Here is a 22,370-nt window from a genome sequence, read left to right on the forward strand (position 1 = left end):
AGCAGGTAATGAGAAAACTCGTTACCTGCTTTTTATTTGGGGCAATATATCAAATGATTAACTGACAAAATAATCGCCAAAACAAGGTAAATTCAGTGCAATTTTAGATCTAGAGATGCCTTGACACATTCCTCAGATAATCATTTTTTACACCTCATATCTTGTTTTCAGTCTCGGGTGATTGTATCGGAGTGAAACCTCAGGTAATCTGCTTTGTGTTAAAAAAAGCATAAATGGATATTTAGACTAATTTTTTATCTTCTTTAAGTATGACTTAAGTAAGTATCGGTAAGTTTAAATGCGCTAAAGTCCCAATAGATTATTTGGAATTCCTGTCTAGATGACAAAAAAGATAACCACACATTTAGAATCTGGTCTATTTAAGGGTAAGCCTCGCCCAAAAACGGTCCAACACCGTAATGCGACGACAACACCTGAAATGCGTCAATTTATTCAGCAATCCGATTACAGCGTCAGTCAATTATCCAAAATCCTCAATATCAGCGAAGCTACAGTACGTAAGTGGCGTAAACGTGACTCAATCGATAACACCCCAAATACCCCGCACAAACTCAACACCACACTATCTCCGATGGAAGAGTACGTGATGCTGGGTTTGCGTTATCAATTAAAAATGCCTTTAGATAGGCTATTAAAAGTCACCCAAGAATTTATCAACCCCAATGTCTCTCGCTCCGGTCTTGCCCGCTGCTTAAAGCGTTTTGGGGTCTCTAAACTAGACGAATTTGACAGCCCTTTTGTGCCAGAAAAATTCTTCAATCAGCTGCCTATTACTCAAGGCGCCGATATTCAAACCTATACCGTTAACCCGCAGACATTAGCCGACACTTTAGCCCTGCCGAGTCCAGATCCAGACAACGTAGTGCAAGTAGTGTCGTTAAGTATTCCGCCTCAATTAACGAAGCAGCAAGCCTATTCTGTTTTGCTTGGAGTCGATTTTAAGTCTGACTGGGTTTACCTCGATATTTATCAAGACAGCCATACCCAAGCGAGTAATCGCTATATAACGCATGTCTTAAAGCACGGACCATTTCATTTACGTAAGTTATTGGTTCGCAATTATCACACTTTTCTTGCTCGATTTCCTGGAGCAGGTCAACCAGCCGCAGTATCCACTAGCACCATTGATGCAGCTGGATCCCAACACCAGATAACTGAACCTCAGTTATCAAACGGAGACTCATATGAGCCAATCCAGTAATAAAGATAAGCGTTTAAACAAACGCTTAAAAGACATGCCTGTCGCGATTGTCGGCATGGCGAGTATTTTTGCTAACTCACGTTACCTAAACAAGTTTTGGGATTTAATCAGCGAAAAAATTGATGCGATTATCGACGTTCCAGAAAGCCATTGGAATGCTGAAGATTACTACAATGCCGATAAATCAATGGCCGACAAAAGTTACTGTAAACGCGGTGGTTTTTTACCTGAAGTCGATTTCAATCCAATGGAATTTGGCTTGCCCCCTAATATCCTCGAACTAACAGACACCTCACAACTTTTATCGTTAGTGGTCGCCAAAGAAGTGCTAGCTGATGCAGGTATTGATGCACAGTACGATACCGATCGCATCGGTATTACACTAGGCGTCGGCGGTGGTCAAAAAATTAATCACAGTCTCAGTGGTCGCTTACAGTACCCAATACTCAAAAAAGTATTTAAAAATAGTGGTCTAAGTGATGAAGACACTGAGATGTTGATCAAAAAGTTTCAGGATCAATATATTCACTGGGAAGAGAACTCATTTCCAGGTTCACTCGGCAATGTGATTGCTGGGCGTATCGCTAACCGCTTTGATCTAGGCGGCATGAATTGCGTGGTTGACGCAGCTTGTGCAGGTTCTTTAGCGGCAATGCGCATGGCGATTACAGAGTTAGTTGAAGGCCGCAGTGACATGATGCTCACTGGTGGTGTGTGTACCGATAACTCGCCTTCTATGTACATGAGCTTTTCAAAAACACCGGCATTTACCACTAATGACACCATTCAACCTTTCGATATCGATTCTAAAGGTATGATGATTGGTGAAGGTATTGGCATGATGGCGCTTAAACGTCTTGATGATGCTGAGCGTGATGGTGACCGAATTTATGCTGTTATCAAAGGTATTGGCTCATCATCAGACGGTAAGTTTAAAAGTATCTACGCACCGCGCCCAGAAGGCCAGGCAAAAGCATTAAGACGCGCTTATGACGACGCAGGTTTTGCGCCGCACACTGTTGGCTTAATTGAAGCCCATGGTACTGGTACTGCAGCTGGTGATGTCGCAGAGTTCAATGGTTTAAAATCAGTGTTTGCCGACGGTAATGACACTCAACAGCACATTGCTCTTGGGTCAGTTAAATCACAAGTTGGCCACACTAAATCAACAGCAGGAACCGCTGGTGTGATTAAAGCAGCGCTGGCTTTGCATCATAAAGTGTTGCCACCGACCATTAACGTCAGTAAGCCGAATCCTAAATTAAACATTCAGGACTCGCCATTTTATTTAAATACCGAAACCCGTCCATGGTTACCAAGAGTCGACAATACACCGCGCCGCGCGGGTATTAGTGCCTTTGGTTTTGGCGGTACCAACTTCCACATTGTGTTGGAAGAATATCGTCAAGAACATGTTCGAGGCGATAAGTATCGTCAACGTTCAGTGCCACAAAGTCTATTGATCCATGCTGAAAACAAAGCCGCATTACAGGCTCAATTAACCGCACTGCAAAGTGAAATTAATGCTGTTGATACCACACAGCAAAATCGCCAAGAAATTGTATTAGCCGATTTTGGTAAACGTTTTGCCTTGAATACCATCGCCCCTAATGCGGCACGCATAGGCTTAGTCGTTGCTTCATTAGCAGACTTAACCATTCAGCTGACTCAGGCGCTGGCGCAGTTAAGCTCAAATACTGCCGATAGCTGGCAATTGCCTTCTGGCACCAGTTATCGCGCAGCAGCATTGATTCATCCTGAAGCGGCAAGCCATAAAGTGGCAGCATTATTTGCCGGACAAGGGGCACAATATCTGAACATGGGCGCCGATTTAGCCTGTTTGTATCCAGAAATGCGTCAGCAACTGATGCAAGCAGATAAGGTGTTTGCCCAACATAAACAAACACCACTATCGCAAATTATGTACCCAAATCCTGCTTTTGAAGCCGAAGATATTGCCGCGCAACAGGCGGCATTAACCAATACCGCCAATGCCCAAAGTGCTATTGGTGCGGTGAGCATGGGCCAATATGCATTATTGACTCAAGCAGGTTTTAAAGCTGATATGGTTGCCGGCCATAGTTTTGGTGAACTGTCAGCATTATGTGCTGCAGGCGTTATTAGCCAAGCTGATTATTATCAATTGGCCTTTGCTCGTGGCCAAGCAATGGCGGCTACACCTAAAGATCAAGACGCTGGGGTAATGTACGCCATTATTGTCCCCGCTCAATCTGTTGACAACGGTGTTGAAAAGCTTGAACAGTGCATTAGTGCATTTGAAGGCGTCAAGGTGGCTAATTACAATGCACCAACCCAATTGGTTATTGCAGGCCCAACAGCGTCATGTACCCTAGCGGCACAAGCTATCACCACTGAACTTGGTTTTAAAGCAATCGCCCTGCCGGTTTCTGGTGCGTTCCACACTCCATTAGTGGCACATGCGCAGCAGCCGTTTGCTGCGGCAATCAATAAGATTAAATTTGCTAAGCCAAAACTAAGCCTTTATGCCAATGGCACAGGTAAAGCACATCCTAATGATCCAAAAGCAATCCAAGCAGCATTTAGTGAACATATGTTGCAATCGGTTCGTTTTAGCGAGCAACTAAACGCCATGTATGATGCGGGTGCTCGAGTATTTGTTGAGTTTGGCCCTAAAAACATCCTCCAAAAATTGGTGGAGGCTACCCTAGGCAATAAAGCAGAATCAGTCAGTGTAGTGAGCTTGAACCCAAACCCTAAAGGCAATAGTGACACTCAACTGCGCCAAGCAGCGTGTCAGCTTGCGGTATTAGGGGTGGCATTAACTGAGGTTGATCCTTACCAAGCGCCTATCGCTGAGCTTGCCAAAGTGTCACCGATGAACGTTAAGTTAACCGCGAGTAATTATATTAGTCCGGCCACTCAAGCCAAAATGCAAAAGTCATTGCAAACCGGCACCGTTACCAGCCAGACAGTGGAAGTGCCTGTCGAGAAAGTTGTGGAAAGAATTGTGGAAAAAGAAGTCATTAAAACTGAATATATTGAAGTGCCAGCAACATCCGCACCAGCTCAAGCGCCAGCATCTGCAACAGCGGCACCTTTAACGGCAACAGCTCCTATCGCTAAAGCTCAACCGGTTAGCTCAAGTGTGTCAGCGTCGACCGATAGTATCGGTGCATTTTTTGCGGCGCAGCAACAAACCGCTGAATTACATCAGCAGTTTTTAGCCATACCACAGCAATATGGCGACACCTTTGCTCACCTGATGACAGCCCAAGCACAAATGGCGTCATCGGGATTAGCCATTCCAGAAAGCTTGCAACGTTCGATGGAGATGTTCCACCAGCATCAAGCACAAACATTGCAAAGTCATACGCAATTTTTAACGCTACAAGCACAAGCAAGCCAAGCTGCGTTAGCCATGTTGCAAGGGCAAACACCAATGCCTATGGTGGCTCCAGCATCTGTACCTACATCAGTACAGCCTGCGTTTGTACAGCCAAACCAAGTTGCTCAAGCCACAACGACACCTTCGCCAGTGGTAGCACCTATTGCTCCAGCTCAGGTTCAAACAGCTCAAGCAGTTCAATCTCAACCGACAGCCAGTCAACCTGTTCAAGCTCCTGTCGCTCAGCAAGTTAGCTCAGCAGCGGTTTCTGCACCAACAGCCGGACTAACACAGCAACAAGTGTTAGACACTATGCTCAATGTGGTCGCAGACAAAACCGGTTACCCAACAGAAATGCTTGAACTTGGCATGGACATGGAAGCAGACCTTGGTATTGACTCAATCAAGCGGGTAGAAATTCTCGGCACAGTCCAAGATGAGCTTCCAGGTTTACCTGAACTGAGCCCAGAAGATTTAGCCGAGTGTCGCACCCTGGGCGAAATCGTTAGCTACATGCAAACTAAACTGCCTGCGGCAAACACAACTACTATAGCGTCAACAGGATCAACATCGGTAGTTACTGCAGCACCAGCATCAACGGGCTTAACCGCTGAAAACGTTCAGCGCACCATGTTAGCTGTGGTTGCCGACAAAACCGGTTACCCAACTGAAATGCTTGAACTTGGCATGGACATGGAAGCAGACCTTGGTATCGACTCCATCAAGCGTGTAGAAATTTTAGGCACAGTACAAGATGAGCTTCCAGGCTTACCTGAACTGAGCCCAGAAGATTTAGCCGAGTGTCGCACCTTGGGTGAAATCGTCAGCTACATGCAAACCAAATTACCAGCGGCCAACTCGGTTGCTGTAGCGTCAACGGGATCAACATCGGCAAATGCTGCTGCACCGGCAGCAACGGGCTTAACCGCTGAAAACGTCCAACGCACCATGTTAGCTGTAGTTGCCGATAAAACTGGTTACCCAACGGAAATGCTTGAACTGGGCATGGACATGGAAGCAGACCTTGGTATCGACTCAATCAAACGTGTTGAAATTCTAGGCACAGTGCAAGACGAGCTACCAGGTTTACCTGAACTCAACCCAGAAGATTTAGCCGAGTGTCGCACCTTAGGCGAAATCGTCAGCTACATGCAGACTAAATTACCTGCTGTCAGCACATTGGCTCCAGTAGCAACGGTATCTTCATCTTCATCTGCAACAGCAACGCCAACAACGGGCTTGAGTGCTGATACCGTTTTAAGCACCATGATGTCAGTAGTAGCCGACAAAACCGGTTACCCTGCAGAAATGCTTGAACTGAGCATGGACATGGAAGCAGACCTTGGTATCGACTCAATCAAACGTGTTGAAATTCTAGGCACAGTGCAAGACGAACTACCCGGTTTGCCTGAGTTGAACCCAGAAGATTTAGCCGAGTGTCGTACCTTGGGCGAAATCGTCAGTTATATGCAAACAAAATTGCCTGCAACTAACACTGTGGCTCCAGTATCTGCACCTGCAACAACTGGCTTAAGTGCTGATACCGTATTAAGCACCATGATGTCAGTGGTAGCCAACAAAACCGGTTACCCTGCTGAAATGCTTGAACTGAGCATGGACATGGAAGCCGATTTAGGTATCGACTCAATCAAACGCGTTGAAATTCTAGGCACAGTGCAAGACGAACTACCAGGCTTACCTGAGCTGAACCCAGAAGATTTAGCCGAATGTCGCACCTTAGGTGAAATCGTCAGCTACATGCAAACCAAATTGCCTGCAGCAACCGCTATTGCGTCGGTCGCACCAGCATCAACTGCAAACAAGGCTGACGTTAACACCGCGGCATTACCGCCACACAGCGAGGTAGCGCTAAAAAAGTTACCAGCGGCGGATAAACTCGTAGATTGCTTTTCAACAGACTCTTGTATTGTCATCACAGACGATGGCCACAATGCAGGTTTACTGGCTGAAAAGCTAAATGCAAAGGGATTAACCGTCGCCGTTATTCGTAACCCACAAACCATTAGCGTGGCACATTCACCATTAAGCAGCGATATTAAAAGCTATACGTTGAGCAGCATTGATGATGCCCAAATTGCACAAGTCATTGCCGATATTAAAGCCGATTTGGGCGCTGAACATGCCATTGCAGGCTTTATTCATTTACAGCCTCAAGCTACCGCTAACAGCAGCGAATTAATGTCGTGCACTGTTGCAGCAAAAGCCGCTGTCGACAACGCGTTTTTATGGGCTAAGCATCTTCATGCTGAATTTGCTAAACCAGCTCAAGGTTCGCGCTTATGCTACTTTACCGTGAGCCGTTTAGACGGCGGATTTGGTTATCTTGATAATTCTCAGCTAGCAACAGCAGAGCTCAATCAAGCAGCCTTATCTGGCCTGAGCAAAACCCTAAGCCATGAATGGCCACAGGTGTTTTGCCGCGCATTAGACATTGCCAACAATATTGATACAGCAAGTTTTGCCGATGCCATCGTTGCTGAGTTATTTGATATCGATGGTGCCAATGTTAGCGCGGACCGCATTAATGAAGTGGGGATCAGTAATCAAGGTCGAGTAACCTTAGTTGCCGGCAATGCTAGCGAACAGTTTGCACCAGCAAGCCTAAACAAAAATGACACTATTTTGGTCACCGGCGGTGCAAAAGGCGTAACGTTTGAATGCGCCCTTACCTTAGCCAAACAATGCCAATCACATTTTGTGTTAGCAGGTCGTAGCCAACATTTTGGCACCGACTTACCGGTTTGGGCGCAAGGCAAACAAGCTTCAGAATTAAAAGCCGCAGCCATCGCTTACATTCAATCTCAAGGCAACAAACCGACGCCAAAACAGATTGATGCACTCGTGTGGCCAATCAGCAGTAGCCTAGAAATCGATGCTGCGTTAAATGCGTTCAGCAAGGTCGGCGCCAGTGCTCAATATGTCTCGATGGATGTCAGCGACGCCAAAGCAGTAGCTGCCAGTCTTAACAGCCTAACGAATGCTAAGGGTGAATCATTAACCATTAATGGGGTTATTCACGGTGCGGGCGTGTTAGCCGATAAGCACATTCAAGATAAAACCTTGGATGAACTTAACCGCGTATACCACACCAAAGTGACTGGGCTTGCCAGCATTATTAATGCACTCGACCCACAACAGATTAAGCTGATTGCACTGTTTTCATCGGCGGCCGGTTTTTACGGTAATACCGGTCAAAGTGATTACGCTATGTCGAATGAAATCCTCAATAAAACTGCACTGAAACTGGCGCACACTTTACCGCAAGCTAAAGTGATGAGTTTTAATTGGGGTCCTTGGGATGGTGGTATGGTCAGCTCAGCATTAAAGAAAATGTTTGTTGAACGTGGCGTTTACGTTATTCCGCTACAAGCGGGTGCCGAGCTATTTGCTCACAGTTTATTAAGCCAACAAGGGGCACAACTGCTTATTGGCTCTGATATGCAAGGTTCATCAGAGCAGGACAACGCTGTAAAAAAGCTTAATGCGGACGCTTTGCTTATGGCCAAGGGTTCGCTGACATTTGCTACTAATACACTTGTGACTAAAGCATTTACGGCTAACGCAGTTACTACTAAGGCAGTTACGACTAAGTCATCAGCTACTGATATTATCAGTCAGACGCTGACTCGAGTATTAACCCCGGCTGAAATGCCTTTTGTTAGCGACCATTGTATTGCTGGCAATCCGGTATTGCCGACGGTATGCGCCATGCAATGGATGCGTTATGCGGCAGAAACCTTATGTCATGTGCCTGTCAGTATTGCTGAATACAAATTGCTTAAAGGGGTTATTTTTGACACCAATGAGCCACATTTGTTGCAACTGGAACTAACGCAAACTGACGCAGGGATCAGCGCGCTGATCTCCTCTCGTTTGGTAAACGATCCAAGCGCAGCCATGAAACCGCAATACCAAGCTCAATTGGTGATCAATCATGTGATATTGGCAGCTGATGTTGCTAAACCGACTGTTAGCGACAGTAGTTTGGCTCATTGGGCTAACATGACGCCATTGTTCTCAGGGGCCGAGCTATACCAAAACGGAACCTTATTTCATGGCCCACGTTTGCAAGGTATTGCTCAAGTGTTGGCATTTGATGATGCTCAGCTACTGTGCCGAGTGCAATTGCCGCAGATTAATGCCGCAGACTGCCAAGGTTTTATCCCGTCATCGGTATTAGGTGGTAGCCAAATTTTCGCTGAAGATTTGCTACTACAAGCCATGCTGGTATGGGCAAGACTGAAATACGATGCCGCAAGTTTACCGGCATCAACCGGTGAGTGTGTTACCGCTTGGCCATTTGCAAATGGTGATAAAGGTTATATTCAACTTGATGTGGTTAAGCACAGCGGCAGAATGCTGGTGGCTAACGTGAGTTTATATCATCAAGACGGCCGCCTGAGTTGCCAAATGCTCAATGCTAAAGTAACCATTAGTAAGAGTTTGAATGGGGCATTTATTCCACATCAAGCTTCTGCAGAACTATCACACAAGGACACAGTGTGACAGCCACAGATAACATGGCGCTAAAATCCATTAGTGAGCGTATTTTGCAGCAACAAACCAAGCCAATGCGCTTGGCTTTGTTGCTGAGCAAACCCAATATCGACTCGGTTAATGAGCACAAGGTTGCGATTGATAATCAGCATAGCGACGGTTTTGAACTGGCGTTATTACACAGCATAGAGCGGCTATCATCCACTGCAGATGAAATGATCAATCTTGCCGATCGGTTGTGGATAATGCCGGGGTTACTTGCCGCGAAACATGGCGTTCATGCGCATGCTTATCTCAATGGTATTGCACTTGGTAGCAATCAGGCAGAAGCAATAACACTGGCGCTGAACCATGCAAAACGTTTACATACTCAACCGCAGATTGTCGCGTTAGATAGCAATGCAAAAACCAATACGGCTAACAATGCACAAACCGCATTAGCAGCAATGGTTACCCTAGTAGAGTCTATCGCCAGTCGTAACATACCAGCACAAGATAAGGTCAACAGTCAGTATTGGTTTAGCCCACTCCACCAAAGTCGGGTTGCAGCGTTATGTTACCAAACTGGCGACGATGTTCAGGCAATGATCTTGACCCAAGGACGTGCATTAGTCGCCTCAAAGCAACTGGTTAATCCCCAACGTTTATGGCTGCCACTGTGTGCCACTTCATTGGCGCAATTGCACACTAAGCTAATGGCTTTTTCTGCACAGGTCAATTCGGCGACAGACGATTTAAGCTTACTTACACTTATCAAAAGTACATTGGCCGATTATCAAACTGATGCCCCCCTAGCCTTAGTGTTAATGGCGCAGGATCGTAGCGGATTAATCGTAGAAGTTAGTGCGATGTTGGCAATGATGTCGACTCATCTAGAGCCTGACGTTAGCGATAAGCCGCCGATAGAATATAAAACCCCAGCTGGCAGTTGCTTCTATTCTGCACCGCTTGGTGATCATGGCTTGAGTTTTGTCTATCCCGGCGTAGGTACTGTGTATCCAAACATGCTCAGTCAAATGGGATTAGTGTTCCCCAATGTGTATGCCGAACTCGAAAGCCAAGGTGACATGCAGTCGATGTTACAAACCGAGTTTATTTACGCGGCAGATAAAAACCGTGCCACACAGATGAGCTTAAGCCAATTAGCCATTGCCGGTGTTGGCGCCAGTTATATTTTAACCAAGCTGTTGCAGCAAGAGTTTGCCATTGAGCCCAGGTTTGCCTTAGGTTACTCCATGGGTGAAGCTGCCATGTGGGCGAGTTTAGATGTATGGCAAGCGCCACATACTATGATTGAAGCAACCCAAAACAGCAGTATCTTTACCCAAGATATTTCTGGAGAGCTTCGCTGTGTTCGCCAGCAATGGCAATTAACCGATGACGAACCCATTGTCTGGAACAGCTTTGTGACTCGAGCAAGTATTGATGAACTCACGCCCCATTTAACGGATTATCCACGCGTTTACATTGCCATTATTCAAGGCGATACCTGTGTTATCGCAGGTTGTGAATCCAGTTGTAAAGCATTGTTAAAGCAAGCAGGTAAACGTGGTATTACAGCCAATCGAATTACCGCAATGCATACGCCAGCCGCGCTAAATATTGTCGACGATGTACGCCAGTTTTATCAGCAACCGCTGCTGGAAAATTTACCCAAGCAATTGCAGTTTATCTCGGCGGCTCAAACAGCACCTGTCACGCTAGACTCGCACGCTATTGCACAATCGATTGCCGATACTTTTTGTCATCAGTTGGATTTTACTCAGTTAATCCACAATGCTCGAGAGCAAGGCTGCCGATTATTTGTTGAGGTAGGAGCCGATAGGCAAACCACCACCTTAATAGACAAAATCAATGCTCAGAGTGGTAACACGTCCCCAGCGATGGCGATTGCTGTTAATGCCAAGGGCGGCGACGATGTCAGCAGTTTACTCAAGTGTTTGGGACAATTAATAGCGCATCGCGTGCCGATGTCATTAACGCCCTTTTGTCGCAGCCTTGACGATGCAATTAACACATTATCTCAGCAGACGGCAATAGCCGGCGGCTCACCACTGTCTCGTTGCAGTGAAACATCATTAGAAGGAGAACCTCATTGAGTTCTCAAGCCACCCCTAAAATCGCCATTGTCGGTTTAGCCAATCAGTATCCCGACGCGGATACTCCGGCTAAATTTTGGCAAAACTTATTAGACAAAAAAGATTCGCGCAGCCAAATCAGTGCGAGCAAACTCAATGCTTCACCAAGTGACTACTTGGGTGTACAAGGCGAGTCGGACCGTTTTTATTGTGATAAAGGCGGCTACATTCAGGACTTTCAATTTAACCCTCAAGGTTATCGTATTGAACCCGACGCATTCACTGGTTTGGATGACAGTTTCTTGTGGGCAACCGACACAGCGCGAAATGCGTTAACTGATGCAGGTATTGACCTTAATCATAACGTGCTGCAGCGCACTGGTATTGTCATGGGCACCTTATCGTTCCCTACTGCCAAGTCTAACGAGCTATTTGTGCCGCTTTATCACAGCGCAGTCGAAAAAGCCTTACAGACTAAACTCCAACAGCCAAACTTTAGTCTGCAATCGTTTAATCAAGCATCGCAAAACAATGGCATTACTAATAGCAATGTAGCACCTAAAACGGTCAACCTGCGTAATGGTGCTGTTGCCCATAATGCCTCAAAAATCGTGGCCGATGCTTTAGGTTTGGGTGGTACGCAACTGAGTTTAGATGCCGCCTGTGCCAGTTCAGTTTACGCATTAAAATTGGCCTGCGACTACTTGCATACCGGCAAAGCAGACATGATGCTGGCTGGCGCGGTATCGGGAGCCGATCCGTTCTTTATCAATATGGGATTTTCGATATTTCATGCCTATCCCGACCACGGTATTTCCGCCCCATTTGATAGTAACAGTAAAGGTTTGTTCGCTGGTGAAGGTGCTGGGGTATTAGTGCTCAAACGCCTTGAAGATGCCGAGCGTGATGGCGACCATATTTATGCCTTGGTCAGTGGCATTGGCTTGTCGAACGATGGCAAAGGCCAGTTTGTGTTAAGCCCAAACAGCAAAGGCCAAGTGCAAGCATTCGAGCGCGCTTATCGCGATGCAGCAGCAATCGATCCAAGTATCACCCCTGCCAGTATTGAAGTGATTGAATGTCATGCTACGGGAACACCATTAGGCGACAAAGTTGAATTAACCTCGATGGAGCGTTTTTTTGAAGATAAACTTCAAGGTAGCGCCACGCCATTAATTGGTTCAGCAAAATCCAATTTAGGCCATTTACTCACCGCTGCAGGCATGCCAGGGATCATGAAAATGATTTTTGCGATGCGCCAAGGCGTGTTGCCACCGAGTATTAATATCAGCTCACCTATCGCCTCGCCTAATGGCTTATTTGGCCAAGCGACCTTGCCAAATGCAGTGCTACCTTGGCCCGATAAAGTTGGCAATAAAGCCCGCCATGCTGGCGTATCAGTATTTGGTTTTGGCGGGTGTAACGCTCATTTATTGATTGAGTCATATCAAGCTAAAACCGTCGCTGACAATACGCTGAATAATCATTCTCAAAATAATCATTCTCTAAATAATAATGCTCAAAATAATAACGCTCAAAATAATAACGCTCTGAACAATAGCATTCAAACTCGCAGCACGGCGTTAGTTAATGCAGAAACGCCAATGCACATTACCGGCATGGCGGCGCATTTTGGTCAATGCAGCAGTATTGATGCACTGGCGAAAAAAATCATCGCCAAACAAGCCATCTTTAGCACGCTACCCACTCAACGCTGGAAGGGCTTAGACAAACATCCTGAACTATTAGCCCAATATGGCATCACCCAAGTGCCGCAAGGCGCGTATATCGATCAGTTCGATTTTGATTTCTTGCGTTTTAAAGTGCCACCCAATGAAAATGACCGGCTGATTTCACAACAACTACTGTTGATCAAAGTTGCCGATGAAGCTATCGCCGATGCAAAACTGACACCAGGCAGTAAAGTCGCAGTGTTAGTTGCCATGGAAACCGAACTTGAACTGCATCAATTCCGCGGTCGAGTTAACTTACACAGCCAAATAGCGCAAAGCCTTAACGCTCAAGGAATCCAATTATCTACAGCGGAATATGACAGTCTTGAAACCATTGCGATGGACAGTGTGCTCGACGCCGCTAAGCTTAACCAGTACACCAGCTTTATTGGTAATATTATGGCGTCACGGATAGCCTCATTATGGGATTTCAACGGCCCAGCATTTACCATTTCTGCAGGCGAGCAATCAGTTAACCGCTGTATCGATGTGGCGCAAAACTTGTTTGCGTTAGGCTCGTTACAAGAGCCATTAGATGCCATCATTATTGCCGCTGTAGACCTGTCTGGCAGCATTGAAAATATGTTGTTCAATACCGCAAAACTTAACGCCAAAGGATTAAGTTCAACCGATTGGCTAGTGGGTGAAGGGGCTGGCGCGCTAGTGCTGCAACAAACTAGTTCTGCACACTCTCAGCTTGATAGTTACGCCAGTATCGACAGCGTTAACTTTACGCCATTGTCACAATTACCAACACAATTACCAGCCGAATTATTAGCAGATGTTGTTGAGTTAAACCAATCACCTGAATGTATATTATCGACTCAAGGTCAACAGTTTGCCCAAGGATTAGCTGATGCTGCAATCGCGGTCAGCTCAGCGCCGTTATTGAGTAAAGCTCATGATATTCTCGGTCATACATTTGCTGCTTCTGGCATGGCCAGTTTGCTGCACGGTTTAGTGCAAACTCGTCACATCGATAAACCGTCTATCAATGCCAGTGTATTCACCAGCAGCGACAATCAATACTCACAAGTTAATCTGTCTGTTTCTGCGGCGCAACAACACGCATTGCACGCTAGACTGGGCAATAATTTAACTCAACAACTGGCTACGGGCAGTAAGTTAAGTTTAATTAAACAAGTCAGTTTAGGTGGTCGAGATATTTACCAACACATTATCGACAGCCCACTTGATACCCTCGACAGTATTATCAATCAATGTGCTGATATCGCCCCAACTGTGGTCAACACCATTGAAAGTAAGCAACCAACTATTCGTGATAATAGCCGTCTTAGCGTCAATAATAGCGAGAATATCGCCGAGCCTCTTATGTCAGAAAATATGCCCGATAAAACAATTCCAAAGCAACCAAGGGTTGCCAGTATGACAAATCATGCTATTCCACCTGCACATTTAACGGCATTTCAACAAAATCAGTGGTTAGCACAACAAGCGCATTTAGCTTATTTGGCCAGCCGAGATGCAGGCTTGAAAGTAGCCGACAGTTTATTACGATCTCAATTGGCTGGTTTTAGCCATCAGACAACTGCGACTCAAGTCGCGTCTCCGGCTGCTAATACTTATGCCGTTAATGCTGCAGTACAAACCGCGGTTAAGAGTGAAACCATTAGCCCAGCTAGGTTAATCCAACCTAATCATGCTTGTGTGCCCGCTTACACTGCACCTATTCCAGCGAATAAACCGTGTATTTGGAATTACGCTGATTTAGTTGAATATGCCGAAGGCGATATCGCTAAAGTATTTGGCTCAGATTACGCCATTATCGACAGTTACTCGCGCCGAGTTCGCTTACCGACCACAGATTATTTATTGGTGTCACGCGTCACTAAACTCGATGCCACCATGAATCAATACAAACCGTGTTCAATGACTACAGAATACGACATCCCCGTCGATGCGCCGTATTTAGTGGATGGTCAAATCCCTTGGGCTGTCGCGGTAGAATCGGGTCAGTGCGATTTAATGTTGATCAGTTATTTAGGTATCGATTTTGAAAACAAAGGCGAGCGGGTTTATCGCTTATTAGATTGTACCTTAACCTTCTTAGAAGATTTACCTCGTGGCGGCGACACTCTGCGTTACGACATTAAAATCAATAACTTTGCCAGCAATGGCGACACATTATTATTCTTTTTCTCTTACGAATGTTTCGTAGGCGACAAGATGATCCTAAAAATGGATGGCGGTTGTGCGGGCTTCTTTACCGACCAAGAGCTGGCCGATGGTAAAGGGGTTATTCAAACTGAAGATGAAATAAAACATCGTCAACAAGTGCTAAATAACCCAAATAAACCAACTTTTACCCCATTACTTCACTGCAGCCAAACGGCATTTGATTATGGCCAAATTCATCATTTACTGACCGGTGATATTGGCAGCTGTTTTGGTGGCGACCATGTCGCGCATCAGTTACAAACTGGGCTGCAAAAATCGCTTTGTTTTGCCTCTGAAAAGTTCTTAATGATTGAGCGAGTGAGTCAATTACAAACACAAGGTGGTACGTGGGGCTTAGGCTTACTCGAAGGTCATAAACACATTGCGCCAGACCATTGGTATTTCCCTTGTCATTTCCAAGGCGACCAAGTGATGGCAGGCTCGCTAATGGCAGAAGGTTGTGGCCAGCTATTACAGTTCTTTATGATCCACATTGGTATGCATACTCTAGTAGAAAATGGTCGATTCCAACCATTGGAAAATGCTTCGCAAAAAGTTCGCTGTCGTGGCCAAGTGTTACCACAAACGGCTGAGCTGACTTACCGCATGGAAGTGACTGAAATCGGTATTCATCCTCGCCCTTACGCTAAAGCCAATATTGATATTTTACTCAATGGTAAAGTCGTGGTCGATTTCCAAAACTTGGGTGTGATGATTAAAGAAGATGCCGAATGTGCTCGTTATCCGCTTATCTCGTTAAACACAGCCAACACTAGCCCTGCCGTTGATTCAAACGCTAGCAGTAAAGTGATTACCAACAAAGCCCCGTTAATGGCGCAAGTTCCAGATTTAAACGCCCCGAGTAACAAGGGCGTTATTCCACTAAAACACGTTGAAGCGCCCATAGTCAGTGCCGATTCAAAGTACGCTAATCGCGTGCCTGATACCGTGCCATTTACCCCATACCATATGTTTGAGTTTGCTACTGGCGATATCGAAAAATGCTTTGGCCCTGACTTTAGTATTTACCGCGGACTTATCCCGCCGCGGACACCTTGTGGCGATTTACAGTTAACCACTCGCGTGGTTGAAATTAACGGTAAACGCGGCGAATTGAAAAAGCCATCATCGTGTATCGCTGAATACGAAGTACCAGCAGATGCTTGGTACTTTGCTAAAAACAGCCACCAAGCGGTAATGCCTTATTCGGTGTTAATGGAAATTTCATTACAACCCAATGGCTTTATTTCTGGCTACATGGGCACCACCTTAGGCTTTCCTGGGCAAGAGCTATTTTTCCGTAACTTAGACGGTGGCGGAAAATTATTACGTCATGTGGATTTACGCGGCAAAACTATCGTCAATGATTCAAAGCTATTATCAACCGTCATTGCTGGCAGTAACATTATTCAAAGCTTCACCTTTGAGTTAAGTGTCGATAACGAGCCGTTTTACACCGGTAGTGCGGTATTTGGTTACTTTAAAGGTGATGCGCTTAAAAACCAGTTAGGCATAGATAATGGTAAAATAACCCAACCATGGCATGTTGATAATAACGTCGCGGCAGACATCAGCGTTAATTTATTGGATAAACAGTCACGGGTGTTTAATCCGCCAACTAGCCAACCGCATTATTGTTTAGCGGGCGGCCAGCTTAACTTTATCGACCAAGCCGAAATTGTTGAAGCAGGCGGCAAATACGGTAAAGGCTATCTTGCTGCGTCACGCACTATTGACCCAAGTGATTGGTTCTTCCAATTCCACTTCCATCAAGATCCGGTTATGCCCGGCTCATTAGGTGTTGAAGCCGTGATCGAGTTGATGCAAACTTACGCCATCAGTACAGACCTAGGTAAAGGTTTCACTAATCCAAAATTTGGCCAAATATTGTCGGATATTAAATGGAAATATCGCGGTCAAATTAACCCACTTAACAAACAAATGTCACTTGATGTACATATCAGTGCAGTAAAAGATGAAGACGGTAAACGCATCATAATAGGCGACGCAAACCTCAGTAAAGATGGTCTGCGCATTTATGAAGTCAAAGATATCGCCATCTGTATTGAAGAAGCTTAGGCCAAAAAGGAATAATAATGACAACTCAAGTGCATAACGAAAAGCTTTCTCCTTGGCCATGGCAAGTTAGCCAGCAACACGTCAGTTTTGACCCTGTAGGCATGGATAAGAAGCTTAAAGATTTATCACAAGCGTGTTATGTGGTTAACGACACACAACAAGGCTTAGGGGTTGCTCAGCAAGCCCAAGTCGTAACCGATGCGATTACTGCAGCAAATGCTCTGCCAGTCAGCGCATTTGCCCCTGCCCTTGGCACCCAAAGCTTAGGTGACAGTAATTTCCGCCGCGTGCATGGGGTAAAATTCGCCTATCATGCTGGCGCAATGGCCAATGGTATTTCTTCTGAAGAACTGGTTATTGCGTTAGGTCAGGCTGGTATTTTATGTTCATTTGGCGCAGCAGGGTTAATTCCATCTCGAGTTGAACAAGCGATTAACCGCATTCAAGCCGCGCTGCCAAACGGGCCTTATGCGTTTAATTTAATCCACAGCCCAAGTGAACCCGCACTTGAACGTGGCAGTGTCGAGCTATTTTTAAAACACAAAGTGCGTACTGTTGAGGCATCAGCCTTTTTAGGCCTAACCCCACAAATTGTCTATTACCGCGCAGCTGGCTTAAGCCGTGACGCACACGGTGATGTGCAAATAGACAATAAAGTAATTGCGAAAATCAGCCGTACTGAAGTGGCGATTAAGTTTATGCAACCTGCGCCAGTTAAAATACTGCAACAGTTGGTGGATGAAGGACTTATTAGCGCAGAACAAATGGAGCTGGCTCAATTAGTTCCTATGGCTGATGATATTACCGCTGAAGCAGATTCAGGCGGTCACACAGACAATCGGCCATTAGTCACTTTACTGCCGACCATTTTGGCATTAAAAGATGAAGTACAAGCACAGTACAAGTATAAAACCCCTATTCGGGTTGGCGCCGGTGGTGGTGTTGGCACGCCTGACGCAGCACTGGCGACTTTTCATATGGGCGCAGCCTACATTGTTACCGGTTCAATCAACCAGGCTTGTGTAGAAGCGGGAGCCAGCGAGCATACTCGTAAATTACTGGCCACCACCGAAATGGCCGATGTGACGATGGCACCTGCTGCCGATATGTTCGAAATGGGCGTTAAGCTGCAAGTCGTAAAACGTGGCACCTTATTTCCAATGCGCGCCAACAAGTTATACGAAATTTATACCCGCTATGACTCTATTGAAGCCATTCCAAGCGACGAGCGTGAAAAGCTTGAAAAACAAGTATTCCGCTCAAGCCTGGATGATATTTGGGCTGGCACGGTAGCGCATTTTAATGAGCGCGACCCAAAGCAAATTGAGCGCGCTAAAGATAATCCTAAACGTAAAATGGCGCTGATTTTCCGTTGGTACTTAGGTCTGTCTAGCCGTTGGTCAAACACTGGTGAGCTTGGTCGCGAGATGGATTATCAAATCTGGGCTGGTCCGGCACTCGGCGCATTTAACGCATGGGCTAAAGGCAGTTATTTAGATGACTACACCCAGCGTCATGCAGTAGACTTAGCCAAACACTTAATGCATGGCGCAGCTTATTTGGCCCGAGTTAATTTATTAACAGCACAAGGTGTTAGCCTTCCGGTAGCATTACAACGCTGGCGCCCAGTTGATCAAGTAAAGTGATCGACCAAGTGAATAGATTGATCTCGCTTTATTGCGAGATCAGCTAGAAAGATAGGAACCGACATGAGCGATACCCAGAAACTCGATTTTTCAGCGATTAATGACCCAACATTGGCATCCTTTAATCAACAAAAAAATCTGATAAAACGCATGCTTAAAGGCAACAGCGCAACTTGCAGCGACTGTAATAAACCACTAACACTGCAATTACCGCCTAATACTAAAAAGGCACCAAAAAACGCTAAAGCCCCAGGGATTTATTGCGCTAAAGGTTGCACTGATATCGAGCTAGACATGGAAGCCGTAGCGTTAATGCAATAGCATTAATACCCATTTAATGTCTTCATAAAAAAATGACCCTCTTTAGTAAGAGGGTCATTTTTTTCGAGTATTCTTTATTGCACGGCCTAACGTTATTTAGCCAGCCATTGCTTAACGATCTTTGGGTTACCACAAAGCTGTTCAATCGGTTTATCGCCGGACAGCGCAGCCTCAAATACAGTAAATGGTACATTTGCCCATAAGCTCAACTCAAAGGTAGTATTTTCTGTCACCACGCCTACGCCTTTAGGTGTCCCTGTCATCACAATGTCACCATCATTTAAGCTCATAAACTCACTGACAGCGTTATAAATAGCGTGTGGCTGGTACATCATTAATTGCTGATGACCTAATTGCGTCACGGCATTATCAATGGTTAATTGAAAGCACCAATCTTTTATCTCTGCGGTTATAGCAATAAATTCGCTGAATAACGCCGAACCATCAAAAGCTTTAGAACGCTCCCACGGTAAGCCTTTAGTTTTTAAATTGGTTTGCAGCTCACGCTTAGTCATATCAAGCCCAACACCAACCGCACTAAACTGACCATTATTCACCATAAAGCATAATTCGGCTTCATAATGTAAAGGCTCACCTAAGTGACTACACAAAGTAGTGGTAATGGCTGAGTTTGGTTTAAGGAACACCACCATATCATCAGGAATTTCATTACCGAGTTCGTCAATATGCTCAGCATAATTACGCCCAATACAAATGATTTTTGATGGCGAGACGAGGCGTACTTGCCCATCTGATTGCGTTAGCGAAACGGATTGTAAACTCACATTAACCTCGAATAATTGAAATAGTGATAAGAGTAATCCTTCTAACAATAAAGCGAATTATTTCAAAATAGAACAACGACTCTTTTTAAATCATACCCAAAGCATTATCGCTTGCCTATTAGATTGTGAATGGTTCAATGATATTGCTCATTAATCATAATCAATTGGCACACATGCTCAATATCTATTTGGATTGAAAAAGTAAAATATAACTATAAAAACAAAGGTATATTTCTATTTTTACACAATGCCATTTACATTATTTTAACAACCAACTACTCTAGAGTTTGTCACTATTGGACAAAAATCATGCTTGATTAAGTATTAATACAGTAAGAATGACGTCAGAAAAATAACAATATGAGAGACTAAATGACAATATTCGAATTGACAATCAAACAAAAAATAGCATTAGGATTTGCCTCAATTGGCTTATTACTGCTTGCTGGAAGTAGTTTTTTTTATCATTCCTTGAGTAAAATTCAAACAGCCAATATTAATATCGAAACGTTAGCAGTACCGGTACAAAACCAGTCAAATGCCTTACAAATTACCTTATTAAAAATGGCTAAAACCGGCAGTTTAGCTTATTCACAAATCGATAATGACAATATTGACCTCAGTTATAAGCAGTTCAAGCAATTGCAACTAGAGTTCAGAGAGGTATTAAAGACATTATCTGCAAAAGTTGCTGATCAACCCACAATGCTTCAGTCATTAACGCAAGCTCAAAAATCATACCAGCAGTACGAACAGCAATCGCACATCATGTTCAGCGCTAAACTTGAAATAGGACAAAACCGCGACAGCTTCAGCGCGTTAAAACAACAATTTGATAATGTTCGAATTAATGCCAGTAACAATATGATTGATTTAGAACTGATAGAAGCCCCGTCGGGCGAGCAGCAGTTATTAAACGAAGTCATTGGCGGCGGAGTACGCATCGACGATATGCTATTTACTCTGGGCAATACCATGACAGAACTTGGCCGATTAACCTCTATTGATGCCGTTAATATTCATAAACAAGATGTGGCCATGTTATTAGGTAATATTACGGTTAATGGCAACTACTTAACCCAACAAGCAGAGCCTTTGGGTGCAACTGCGCTATTTGTAGATTTTGACACCAACTTGCAAGCAATTAAACACTTCACCGATAACCCTGGTAGCTTGTATCTCGCGCAACAAAATGTCGTCAATCAGCAGCGCTTAGCTGAGAATAGCAACCTGCAAGCCAACACCTTTTTTGATGCAACTAACACTCAGTTAGATCAATTGGTCAAACTTGCCAATGAAAGATTCCATCAATTACAAATGGTTGCGATTGATGAAGTGAGTACCGCACAAACTTTTGCTATTACAATGGCAGTGGTGTTTGTGTTAATGGCGATGTTTATCTATTACTTTACCTCAAAAGCCATGTTAGGCCCTCTACAAGCCATTAACAGTGCATTATCGCGCATTGCCAGCGGTGATTTATCTCGGAGATTAACCAAACGAAATAATGATGAATTTGGCGAGCTGATGGATAACATCAATAAACTGTCTGACGATCTAACTAATTTATTGCAAGCCATTAGCCGTGATGCACACTTGCTAGATGAATCCGCTCTTCGCTCGCAAGCGCAAAGCGAGACAATATCTCATTCGGCCGCCGGACAAATTAACAATATTAATCAAGCTAAACAGCTTGCAGAGCAAATACATCACAGTTCAAATCAGGTCAATGAGCAAGCTTCAGAATCTGAACAACATGTTAAATTAGCCTCTTCGCAAGGAGTACAAATAAAAACCATTGCTAATGATAACCGTTTCCGTATTGAAGCCTTATCAACCAGCTTGCGCGACTCAGTCGAGACCATGGCAAAGCTCAGTCAACACAGTGATAATATTGGTGGGATTTTAACCACCATCAGTGCGATTGCCGATCAAACTAATTTGTTGGCCTTAAATGCTGCTATTGAAGCCGCTAGGGCCGGTGAGCATGGGCGTGGATTTGCCGTTGTTGCTGATGAGGTGCGTTCATTAGCCTCTAGAACGCAATTAGCAACCGCCGAAATTCAAACCATGATTAGTGCCTTACAACAAGAAACAACCTATGCCGTGACAGCCATCTCACAAGGGCAAATACAAGCCAGTGAATGTGTAGAACAAAGCCAGTCGTTGCATGATGCAATCGAACAAATAGAGGCGGCGCTTAGCACCATTAATGGCATGAGCCAAAGCATTACTCATGCAGCCAATGAACAAGTAAGCCATAGCCAACAAATAGAGCAAACGATGACTCAAACAGCCGATTCAGCAGAACAAAATGCCCATGAGTCAGCTTCAATGACACAGCAAAGCCAGCAATTAAATCAATTAGCTCACTCACTTACCACCTCTGTTGAACGCTTTAAACTCTAATCAGTAGCGTAATAAAATCTTTAATAAGAGACAC

8 protein-coding genes are annotated in these 22,370 nt (G+C 44.8%); 7 read left to right on the top strand and 1 reads right to left on the bottom strand.

From position 1 onward, the window contains the following. The first annotated feature begins 340 nt into the window (after window positions 1-340). From H5125_RS06810 to H5125_RS06835, 6 genes are all read left to right on the top strand, one after another. Complete coding sequence (locus H5125_RS06810; protein WP_101087745.1) at window positions 341-1,222, top strand: helix-turn-helix domain-containing protein; 882 nt, start codon at window positions 341-343, stop codon at window positions 1,220-1,222. Then, window positions 1,206-9,116, top strand: a complete 7,911-nt coding sequence (locus tag H5125_RS06815; protein WP_182743857.1) for a type I polyketide synthase — start codon at window positions 1,206-1,208, stop codon at window positions 9,114-9,116. The genes H5125_RS06810 and H5125_RS06815 overlap by 17 nt, the downstream gene beginning before the upstream one ends. Then, entirely contained in the window at window positions 9,113-11,206 is a 2,094-nt protein-coding gene (locus H5125_RS06820) for a PfaB family protein (protein WP_182743858.1), read from the top strand. The genes H5125_RS06815 and H5125_RS06820 overlap by 4 nt, the downstream gene beginning before the upstream one ends. Next, window positions 11,203-17,175 (top strand): beta-ketoacyl synthase N-terminal-like domain-containing protein, encoded by a 5,973-nt coding sequence (locus H5125_RS06825; protein WP_182743859.1) that lies wholly within the window; start codon window positions 11,203-11,205, stop codon window positions 17,173-17,175. The genes H5125_RS06820 and H5125_RS06825 overlap by 4 nt, the downstream gene beginning before the upstream one ends. Window positions 17,176-17,192: 17 nt before the next feature. After that, the gene (gene pfaD / locus H5125_RS06830; RefSeq protein WP_162022677.1) at window positions 17,193-18,821 is read left to right on the top strand and encodes an eicosapentaenoate synthase subunit PfaD; all 1,629 of its coding nucleotides are present in this window, start codon (window positions 17,193-17,195) and stop codon (window positions 18,819-18,821) included. A 63-nt stretch (window positions 18,822-18,884) separates the two neighbouring features. Then, window positions 18,885-19,142, top strand: coding sequence for a hypothetical protein (locus tag H5125_RS06835; protein ID WP_182743860.1), 258 nt, complete (start codon window positions 18,885-18,887; stop codon window positions 19,140-19,142). A gap of 92 nt (window positions 19,143-19,234) precedes the next feature. On the opposite strand, the gene H5125_RS06840 is transcribed toward H5125_RS06835, so the two are convergent. Beyond that, complete coding sequence (locus tag H5125_RS06840) at window positions 19,235-19,927, bottom strand: fumarylacetoacetate hydrolase family protein (RefSeq protein ID WP_101088192.1); 693 nt, start codon at window positions 19,925-19,927, stop codon at window positions 19,235-19,237. Window positions 19,928-20,299: 372 nt separating this feature from the next. On the opposite strand from H5125_RS06840, the gene H5125_RS06845 reads away from it, so the two are divergent. Beyond that, on the top strand, window positions 20,300-22,336 hold the full coding sequence (locus H5125_RS06845) for a methyl-accepting chemotaxis protein (RefSeq protein WP_220487254.1): 2,037 nt from the start codon (window positions 20,300-20,302) through the stop codon (window positions 22,334-22,336). Window positions 22,337-22,370: the final 34 nt, after the last annotated feature.

It is taken from the genome of Shewanella sp. SR44-4 (genome assembly GCF_014163715.1).
Classification (GTDB): Bacteria; Pseudomonadota; Gammaproteobacteria; order Enterobacterales; family Shewanellaceae; genus Shewanella.